The 9,220-nt window shown below is 64.0% G+C and carries 8 protein-coding genes; 1 reads left to right on the top strand and 7 read right to left on the bottom strand.

The window, feature by feature from the left end:
* A partial coding sequence (locus WAN02_RS22375; RefSeq protein ID WP_422266488.1) for a zinc-binding dehydrogenase occupies positions 1–1,077 on the bottom strand: 1,077 nt, incomplete at its 3' end.
* 577 nt (positions 1,078–1,654) lie between these two features.
* Here WAN02_RS22375 and WAN02_RS22370 point away from each other — a divergent pair.
* Positions 1,655–2,773, top strand: coding sequence for an NDMA-dependent alcohol dehydrogenase (locus WAN02_RS22370; RefSeq protein ID WP_422266486.1), 1,119 nt, complete (start codon positions 1,655–1,657; stop codon positions 2,771–2,773).
* A gap of 105 nt (positions 2,774–2,878) precedes the next feature.
* Here WAN02_RS22370 and WAN02_RS22365 read toward each other — a convergent pair whose 3' ends face one another.
* The 6 genes from WAN02_RS22365 to WAN02_RS22340 all read right to left on the bottom strand — a co-directional run.
* A complete protein-coding gene (locus WAN02_RS22365; RefSeq protein ID WP_422266484.1) occupies positions 2,879–4,087 on the bottom strand; it encodes a cytochrome P450 in 1,209 nt (402 codons plus the stop codon).
* 61 nt (positions 4,088–4,148) lie between these two features.
* A complete protein-coding gene (locus WAN02_RS22360) occupies positions 4,149–5,315 on the bottom strand; it encodes a CaiB/BaiF CoA transferase family protein (protein WP_422266490.1) in 1,167 nt (388 codons plus the stop codon).
* Positions 5,316–5,448: 133 nt separating this feature from the next.
* Positions 5,449–6,141, bottom strand: coding sequence for an alpha/beta fold hydrolase (locus WAN02_RS22355; RefSeq protein ID WP_422266482.1), 693 nt, complete (start codon positions 6,139–6,141; stop codon positions 5,449–5,451).
* Positions 6,142–6,194: 53 nt separating this feature from the next.
* A complete protein-coding gene (locus tag WAN02_RS22350) occupies positions 6,195–7,334 on the bottom strand; it encodes an acyl-CoA dehydrogenase family protein (RefSeq protein ID WP_422266480.1) in 1,140 nt (379 codons plus the stop codon).
* A gap of 52 nt (positions 7,335–7,386) precedes the next feature.
* Positions 7,387–8,493, bottom strand: coding sequence for an LLM class flavin-dependent oxidoreductase (locus tag WAN02_RS22345; protein ID WP_422266478.1), 1,107 nt, complete (start codon positions 8,491–8,493; stop codon positions 7,387–7,389).
* Positions 8,494–8,502: 9 nt separating this feature from the next.
* On the bottom strand, positions 8,503–9,220 hold a 718-nt coding region (locus WAN02_RS22340), incomplete at its 5' end, for a CoA transferase (RefSeq protein ID WP_422266476.1).

Below are 9,220 nucleotides of genomic sequence, written 5' to 3'. Positions count from 1 at the left end.
GATGACGGTTCGGGTAATGGCTGGATCCTTCAGGCGGGCGTAGCCGTCTTCGATCTCCGAGAGCGATATCTCCCGCGAGACCAGATCGTCGAGATTCAACCGACCCTGCAGGTACAGGTCCGCGTAGTACGGGACGTCGCGCTTGAAGTTCGACGAGCCCAGCGTCACACCCTGAACCCGGGTCTGCCTCAACACCGAAGCAACAATGCTCACGGGAACGCTGGCCGCCGGATCGGCGACACCGACGAGATAGAGCCCGCCGCCCACAGCGAGCATCGATACGCCGCTCTGTGCCACGGCCGCGGTACCGACGAAATCGAAGACGTGATCGGCGCCGGTTCTCGTGATCGCCGACACCGCTTCGACAACATCCTCTTTCGCCGAGTTGATCACATGCGTGGCGCCGAATCGAGTCGCGGCATCCAGCCGTTGCTCTTCCACGTCGACGGCGATGATCCTCGATGCGCCGGCCAGTACGGCGCCGCTCACGGCGTTGATTCCCACGCCTCCGGTTCCGATGATCACGACACTGTCGCCGGCTCGCACGTTGGCGGTGTTCAGGACCGCGCCGGCCCCTGTCAACACCCCGCAGCCGAGAAGCGCTGCTTGGGCGAACGGCGTTTCGTCGGCGATGGTGACGAGCTGGTTCTCGTGAATCAACGCCTGCTCCGCAAAGCCCCCGAGCCCAAAGATCTGAGATACCGCGGCGCTGTCGCGTGACAGACGCGGCGGCTGGTCGGCGGCGCGTTGGGTTGCTTCGGGGCGTTGGCACTGCAGAGGCCGACCGTCGAGGCATCGCGCGCATCCACCGCAGCTTTGCGCCAGACAGCCGACCACGTGGTCGCCTACCGCAACACTGGTCACCGACGGCCCAACCCCGGCCACCACGCCCGCCACTTCGTGACCCAGCACCGACGGCATGGCATATCCCATGTCGATCGTCGCGATGGTGTGGTCGGTCTGGCAGAGCCCGACTGCCTTGACGTCGACGAGCACCTCTCGCCCAATCGGCGCCGCAACAGAGATCTCTTCGACGCTGAATCCGCTGCCGACGGCATTGACCACCGCGGCTTTCACCGTGTGCCCTTCGAGCTGTTAGGACCCCGCGTCGCCGCCCCACGTGGAACCCCCCGGCGGTGGGGTTGGAGTGATTCGCGCAGTGGCCGCATGACCCGCTTTCGTCGTGTTGGGCGAGTGGCCGATCGGCTGCGGACGCCCCGAGCGCGTCAGATCCACTCCAATGCGATATTATATCGTGCACTTCAGAAGCCGCAAGTATGGACGCAGATGGACGCTCGGCAATCCTGAGGTCCGTACAACGCACCTGAGGTCCGTACAACGCACCTGAGGTCCGTACAACGCATAGGTCTAGCGAAGAAGCTCCGGACTTTCACGATATGGTATCGTAAGTGTCGGGTTGGTCACCAAGTGAAAAGTCACGGATCGCGCCTGCCAACGACGACACCGAGCCTGCAGGGGTGCCGCCGCAGACGTGATCATCAAAGGGCGACCGGATTCACTGAGGACACGCCCTTGATGCCAGAGCGAAACCCACGATCGGACTCTCGCCGCGCGTTTGACGCAACCGGCGGCGCCACTCACGTTGCCGGGTGCCCGCATACACGGTGGCCAGGGAGTCAGAAAGGCCTTCGAAATGAAAACCCGGGCGTCCATCCTGCGTGCACCGCACGGCAAGTTTGAAAGCGTCGAGCTCGATGTCGACGATCCCGAGCCGACCGAAGTTCTCGTCAAGATGGTCGCGTCCGGCCTGTGCCACTCGGATGATCACATAGCCACCGGCGACCTTCCTGTCCCGGTGTTTCCCTTCTGCGGCGGTCACGAAGGGGCGGGCGTTGTCGTGGAAGTTGGCTCGGCAGTGCGCTGTCTTTCGCCCGGTGATCACGTCGTTTTCGCGTTCCTGCCGTTCTGTGGTCGCTGCCGGTTCTGCGCCAGCGGGCAACAGAACCTGTGCGACGACGGCGCAAATCTTCTGGTCGGGTCGCGCCTGGACGACCCGACGAGCTTCCGGCTGCACCTCGACGGTGTCCCCGTCGCCCAGATGGCCGCCCTCGGGACGTTCGCCGAATACACCCTGGTCGACATGCGGTCGTGCGTGAAGATCGATGCCGATCTCCCGTTGGACAAGGTGTGCCTTGCCGGCTGCTGCGTGGGCACCGGGTGGGGGTCTGCCGTACATTTGGCGGACCTGCGGCCCGGAGACACCGCCATCGTGATGGGCATCGGTGGCATCGGTATCAACGCTGTGCAGGGTGCCGCGCACGTCGGAGCAGCGAACGTCATCGCTGTGGACCCAGTCGAGTTCAAGCGTGAGACAGCGCTCAAACTCGGTGCCACACAAGCATTTGCCACGATGGACGAGGCGGCGGAGGCCGCACGTGGTTTCACTAATGGGCAGGGCGCCGACGCCGCGTTGGTGACCGTCGGCGTCACTTCGGGACAGCACATTGCTGAGGCGTTCGCGGCGATTCGCAAGGGCGGCACAGTCGTAGTCACCGGCCTGGTGCCGATGGCAGAAGTGGGAATCCCGATCTCGGCGATGGAATTGACTCTGTACCAGAAACGCCTGCAGGGCAGCCTGTTTGGGGGTTGCTCACCCAGCGTGGATGTGCCCCGGCAGCTCGAGATGTACCGCGCAGGCATTCTCAAACTCGACGAACTGGTGACCCGCACCTACACCCTCGACGAGGTGGCGCAGGGATTCTCCGATCTGCAGGCCGGACTCAACATCCGCGGTGTCGTGCTCTTCGACTGAACGGTCGCAGCGCCGTCCCCATTGCTTCTCACCGACCGGTCCAACGCTGAGCGCGCAAATCGCCCCATAGGGCGGCGACGGTCTCCGGTGCTGTTGTGCGCGAGCTTATTCGGTGTCGCGGCGCCGTACGAGCGGCAGCGACTCCATCCCGCGAAGCTCGCCGCCGTGCCAGGTGGGAACGAAGCCGGCGGCCGGAACCAGCCCGGACAGGAGTTCGAGCGACTCCTCTAGGAAGACCCGGATCATCATTTGTGCGACGAACAAACCCAGACAGCGGTGTATCCCGTACCCGAAGGCAACATGGGAGTTCTTGCGGCCTTCGATCCGAAGCGTGTCAGGATTGTCGAATCGACGCTCGTCGCGGCACGCCGAACCCCACACCAGGAGAACCCTCTCCCCCGCTCTGACGGGACAGCCGTCAATTTGGGTGTCAACCGTGGCGATGCGCGAGGTTGCCGGCGCGGCTGCTGCGAGTCGAATGAACTCGTCGACAGCGCCCGGGATGAGCTGAGGGTTCGCGTGCAGAGTCTGCAGATCGTCTTGGTGGCTGACCAGGTGATGGGCCGCGTAGGTGAGCGCAGACGTCGTCGTGTCCAGCGCACCGTTCACCATATTCATGCAGGTGGCGATCAGGTCGTGCTCCGACAGTGGCTTCCCGGCGACCTCGGCATTCACCAGTGGACCGACAGCACCACCGGTGAGCTCGCCGCTGCGGAACTGGCCCACTACTTCGAGCAATCGTTGCGCGACTAGCTGTCCGGCAGCTGCTGCGGGCGCATCCTCCTCGCCGCGCCGATGGTTGACGATCTGAATCAGTCGGTAGAGTTCCTCCCCGTATTGCACCGGGACGCCGATGACTTCCAGCGTTACGTGCATGGGCAGCGGGCCCGCCAACTTCTCGACGAAGTCGAACGCGTCCTGGTCGACGACATCGTCGATCAGTAAGCGGACGTAGGCCCGCACACTCTCGGCTTTCTTCTCGACCTCTTTCTTGCTGAACGCAGACGCCAGGAGTTGACGGTATTCGGAATGCACCGGGGGATCCAAGGTAAGCGGGTACAAGTCGACCTCGATCGAGGGGATACCGACTTCGGCGCTGGAGAACACATCGGGCCGCTTGGCGGCGTCGCATACGTCGTCATAACGGCTAACGACGTGGAATCCACCGTGGGCGTGGCTCTTGGGAATGCCCTCAATCTCTCGCAGAAGGCGCCACGTCGGTCCGGGTTCGTCGGCCAGTTCAGACGACTGATGGTCGAATGCGCGAGCTACTTCCAGTGGCTCAGAAGTGCTGGTGACGGCTCGGTCTGTCATTGGCTAACCCCTTGATTGTGGTGCCGCCGGGACGGATCAATCGACCCGGGTTGCGTCGTGGTCAAGGACCGGTCCCTACCGGCGCCCGGCCGGGCACCGGGCGCTCGGCGAGCCTGACCGCACCTGCCTCGAGCAGGTACTGAACGCGGTCGGGCGGAATGTCCCAGTCGCAAAGAACGTCGACGGTGTCCTGGCCAGCCAGCGCGGGCGGGCGGTCCAGCCGGCCGGGCGTACGAGACAAGCGCGGCGCGGGCGCGGGCTGGCGGATGCCGTCGACCTCGACGATTGTGCCGCGATGCGCGCTGTGGGCATGCTTGGCCGTCTCGCTTAGCGTCAGCACCGGCGCGAAGCAGGCGTCGGTGCCCTCGAGCAGGTCGCACCACTGTTCGCGCGTGCGGCTGGCGAACAACGCGATGAATCGCTGCTTGAGCTCGGGCCAGCGGCTCGGGTCCTCCTGCACACCGAAGGCTGGGTCGTCCGTGAGTCCCAGGCGCGCCAGCAGCTCGGCGTAGAACTGGGGCTCAATCGCGGCGACAGAGATGAACTTGTGGTCCGCGCACTCGTAGACATCGAAGAAGTGCGCGCCGCTGTCGAAGAGGTGGGTCCCGCGTTTCGTCTCGTCGAACCTGCCGATTTGGCTGAACCCCCAGAACAGGGACATGAGAGAAGCGACCCCGTCGACCATGGCCGCATCGACGACCTGGCCCTTGTCGCTGGACGCGCGTTCGAACAGCGCACACAGCACACCGAACAGCAGGAACATGCTCCCCCCGCCGTAGTCGCCGACCAGGTTCAGCGGCATGCTCGGCCGCTCGTGCGGGCGGCCGAAGTGGGCAAGCGCACCGGCGAACGCGATGTAGTTAAGGTCGTGTCCTGCAGCCTGATTCAGCGGGCCATCCTGCCCATACCCGGTCATCCGCCCGTACACAAGCCGCGGGTTAGCGGCCAGGCATTCGTCCGGACCGAGTCCAAGGCGTTCCATTACGCCGGGCCGAAAGCCCTCGAGCAGTACGTCGGCGGTGCGCACCAGGTCGAGCAGCGTCGCGCGGCCGTCCGGGTGCTTGAGGTTGATGGCGATGTTGCGACGCCCGCGCAGCGTGACCTCACCGAATGGCGGCTCCGGTGGTGAAGTCGGCGGCACCGCCGACGGCCGGTCGACGCGCACGACGTCGGCGCCCATGTCGGCCAGCAGCATGCAAGCATGCGGCACTGGTCCGACGCTGCCCATCTCGATGACCTTCAGGCCGGCGAGCGGCCCGGTTGTGTCCGGCACGGTCGTGAGTTCGGTACTGGCTTCGGCCACAAGGATCCCTTCGTCTCTGGACGATGCGATGCCGGCCACCGCCTGCCAAGCCGGCAACTTAGTTCGCGGCGATCGAGACCAATTGTCGGGCAAGCTCTTTCGGGCGGCTGAACAGAGGAAAGTGCGAGGCCCACACTGGATGTATCGCCGTCGGCCGTAGCCTGGACAGCTGATCTTCGGCAACGGTCAGTAAGCCGGTGCGATCGTTGAGACACAAAATGTAGTCGCGGGGAATATCAAGATCCCAAAACCGGGCAAATCGTATCGGCGTTAGCAACGGCTGTAACGACTGCGGCCGAACCTGGCTGTAGGCCCAATTCACCTGCTCTGGTGTGCAGTCGTTGTAGAAGACTGCGCGAGCAGCATCCGCATCGGTGAGGCGGTAGCTGTCCGGAGTGAGTTCAAATTCCTTGACGTCGCCCACAAATGGCAGCACCTCGGCCAGGGAGCGATCCTCTTCTGGCACAAGTGCCGCTATATAGATCAGCCGGCGAACCTTGTCAGGCGCGGCGTCGGCGGCTAAGCAGATGAAGCTGCCCCCGAGGGAGTGCCCAACAAGCACGTCGTCGGGTTCGAGTACCTTGAGCAGCGCGTCACGGTATCCATCCAGAGTGGCCGGTTCGTTCGCGCGCGCGCCGTGCCCGGGAAGATCCGGTGCGATGGCCGCGACGCCGAGCGCAGCGAGCTCGTCGAGCACGTATTTCCAGCACCAGCCACCATGCATGGCACCGTGTATCAAAACGAATCGCATCCGGGCCCTCCTGGTTTCTCGCCTCGGAGCATCGCTGCGGGGCTCACCCTCACCTAGATAAGTGCAGAAACGCCGGTGAGTTCACGTCCGATGATCAGCTTGTGGATCTGAGTTGTTCCGTCAGGAATGGTCTGCATTCGGGCATCCCTGAAATACCTCTCGGCTTTGCATTCCTTGGTGAGGCCCATTCCGCCATGCACTTGGATCGCCTGCGACGTCACCGCGACGGCCATTTCAGTACATAGCGCCTTGGCCATGGACACCTCAGCGCGGGCAGGTCGCCCCGCTTGAACCAGGCTCGCGGCGTGAAGTGCCATCAGTCGCGCCGCGCTCACTTGGGTAGCCATGTCCGCCAACATCTCCTGCACCAGCTGGAAGGAAGCGATCGGTTTGCCGAACTGATGACGGGTGCGCGCATAGGAGACGGCCTCTTCCAGCGCCGCCTGCGCGATCCCGACCGCGGTGAACGAGATGTTGAGACGCGCGCGATCGAGCAACTGCAGCATGACCCGCAATCCCCCACCGGGGGCACCGATTCGCGCTCCGTCCGGCACCGAGCAGTCGACGAAATCGACTTCACAGGTGGACACTCCGGTCATGCCCAGGCATTTGATGGGTCGGGGATCGTAGGCGTACTCGTCGCGCTCAACCAAGAACATCGACAGCCCATCGTCTTCTTCGGGTACGCGACATGTCACCAAGATCGCTTCGGATATCGTCGCGTTGGAGGTCCACAACTTTTGCCCGTTGATCACCCAGCGGTCGCCCACCCGATGTGCTTTCGTTCGTACCTCCGCGGGGTTTGATCCCACGCTGGGTTCGCTGAGTCCCACCGACACCAGCCGACCGGGCTCGAAATGCCTACCGTAGCGCTGGCGCTGCGGCTCTGACAGCAGCGCGCCAATGGGCAGCGGCGAGAAGAACAGCGCTGCCGCCATCGCCCCAAACGAGGCGTCGACGTGATTCAGCTCCTCGGTGAAGATTCCGATGGCGACAAGGTCGGGGCTGCCGTCCTCGCGCAGGGGTTCACTGTTGGCAATCTCGTGCTCCGAGAACCTCTTTCGAAGTTGGTGGACTTCCTCGCGCGTGAGCGGCTTGGTAAGGTCCAGCTCGGCGCGGGCCGGTTCGACGACGCGGTCCATAAAACGGCGAACATCGGCGCGGTAGGCCTCATGGTGTTCTTCCAGCAACATGCATCCTCCTCCAAACAGACAGACAGCGGTCAGCGTCTTGTATCTGAACAAGTCATCGTGTTGCCGCACCAACCGGCGACGCTGCGGAACCTGGCGTTGTAGCCCGCAGGGCGGGCATGACCTCGTCGAGCAGCGCGGCGCGACTGTCAGTCAGCCGCTGATCGCTCGCGGAGCCGAGCTCGAGAATTACGACCCGGTCGACGCCGATTTGTTGGATCTCGCGCAGTCGCGAGATGCAATGCTCGACGGGGCCTGCAATGCCGAAACGACGGATGTACTCATCGGAGACGGCGGTGCGGTGATCTGCGTTCGCATCGCCATGGTTGCCCAGATCGTAGGCCGAGACCAATCGTTGCACTTCTGCGCTGTCGTCACTGCGCATCGGAGACGTGACCCTGCCATGCATGGCCGAGAACCTGGACAACGTGGCGACGCCGATTGCCGCCAACTTGACCGCGACAGCCGGATCTGGGTGCGGCACGACATTGAGGTACGCGCCGAACGTCAGCCCGGTCGGGTCTAGTCCTGCCTGCACTCTGGCCGCCCTCGCCGTCGTTACCGCCCACTCGAGGCGTTCGGGATCGGCGCCGACAGCGAACGTCAGGCGGTCCGCCAGGACAGCGGCCAAACGGATTACTTTTGGCCCAGTGGCCGCGACATCCACCGGGACTTTGGGCAGCGACGGATTCAACCATCGCAGCACGCTGTGTTCGGGTGCGTCCGCATTCGGCAGCCGATCGACGCTCCCCATCTCGGACCGGTCGCTCTCGTCAAAGGGAACCGGTTCGCCGCGGAGATAGCCCTGCAGCCGGCCAAGGTACCTCTCGAAGACCCTCGGGGATGCAGGTGCCAACCCCAGATGTGCCAACGAGTTGTCACCGCGGCCGATTCCCAGCACCGCCCGGCCCCGCGAAAGTTCCTGCAGCGCAGCGATCGCCGATGCCGTGACCGCGGGATGGCGGGTGAACGGGTTCGTCACGCCGGTGCCCAGTTTGAGGCTTTTGGTCGCGACCGCGGCTGCGGTGAGCGTGACGTAGGCATCGCTCATCAGGCTTTGGGTGTCGGGCACCAGCATGCCGTCCCAGCCCGCCCTCTCGGCGGCGACGGCTTGTTCTGCGGCGCTGGTGACCGAAGTCGCCGCGAGACACCAGAATTCCATCATCGATTCCTAGCTGAGCTCACTGGTCGCGAGGTTTTGCAGCGACTGCAGTATCGAGTCGGTGTGTTCGCCCAGCGCCGGTGCGGCGCCGAGAGCGGGCAGCGGTCGACCGCCGAGCCGGATTGGCGGCCGGGGGATCGACACGGTGCGATTGTCAGCAAGCTGTATCGACTCGAACGTCTCGTTGTGTCGAACCTGCTCGTCACCCAACACGTCTGCGTAACTGCGGCTTTCGCCGGCGAGAATCCCTGACCGCTCCAGGTCGCGCACCCACTGGCAACGCGGTTTTTTCTTGAACTCCGCGCCGATCTCCTCGCGCAATGCGTCGCAATTGGCTGACCGCGATGCCGGGTCGCAGAACCTGGCATCCTCGACTAGCTCGGGCCGGCCGATGAGATCGCAAATCGTTGCCCAGTCACCAGGCCAGTAGGCGGCGATATACAGCGGACCGTCCGATGCATCGAATGTGCCGACCGTCGGGAACACTGTGTCGAAGCTCTCCCGGTCGAGTGTGCTTCCGGTCGCGGAGAACTCGGTGTACAGCGCACCTTGCAAATAGATCGCGGTGTCAAGCAAGTTGACGTCAACAGGTTCGGCGACGCCCTTGCGCTCTCTCAACATCAGCGCAGCAAGGATCCCCTGAGCCAACGCCAGACCGCCGGCGGCGTCGATCACGCTTACTGAATCCACCACTCGCCCAACGATTGCGGCGAGCCCTGATTCAGCT

Source organism: Mycobacterium sp., assembly GCF_049281135.1.
Taxonomy (GTDB): Bacteria; Actinomycetota; Actinomycetes; order Mycobacteriales; family Mycobacteriaceae; genus Mycobacterium.
The sequence above is the reverse complement of the archived record's forward strand: the minus strand, read 5'-3'. Positions and strand labels throughout refer to the sequence as shown.

Bases quoted from the DNA above. Each gene is read 5' to 3' on its own strand.
- WAN02_RS22370 (WP_422266486.1), top strand. From the start codon at position 1,655: ATGAAAACCCGGGCGTCCATCCTGCGTGCACCGCACGGCAAGTTTGAA.
- WAN02_RS22365 (WP_422266484.1), bottom strand. From the start codon at position 4,087: ATGACAGACCGAGCCGTCACCAGCACTTCTGAGCCACTGGAAGTAGCT.
- WAN02_RS22360 (WP_422266490.1), bottom strand. From the start codon at position 5,315: ATGGGCAGCGTCGGACCAGTGCCGCATGCTTGCATGCTGCTGGCCGAC.
- WAN02_RS22355 (WP_422266482.1), bottom strand. From the start codon at position 6,141: ATGCGATTCGTTTTGATACACGGTGCCATGCATGGTGGCTGGTGCTGG.
- WAN02_RS22350 (WP_422266480.1), bottom strand. From the start codon at position 7,334: ATGTTGCTGGAAGAACACCATGAGGCCTACCGCGCCGATGTTCGCCGT.
- WAN02_RS22345 (WP_422266478.1), bottom strand. From the start codon at position 8,493: ATGGAATTCTGGTGTCTCGCGGCGACTTCGGTCACCAGCGCCGCAGAA.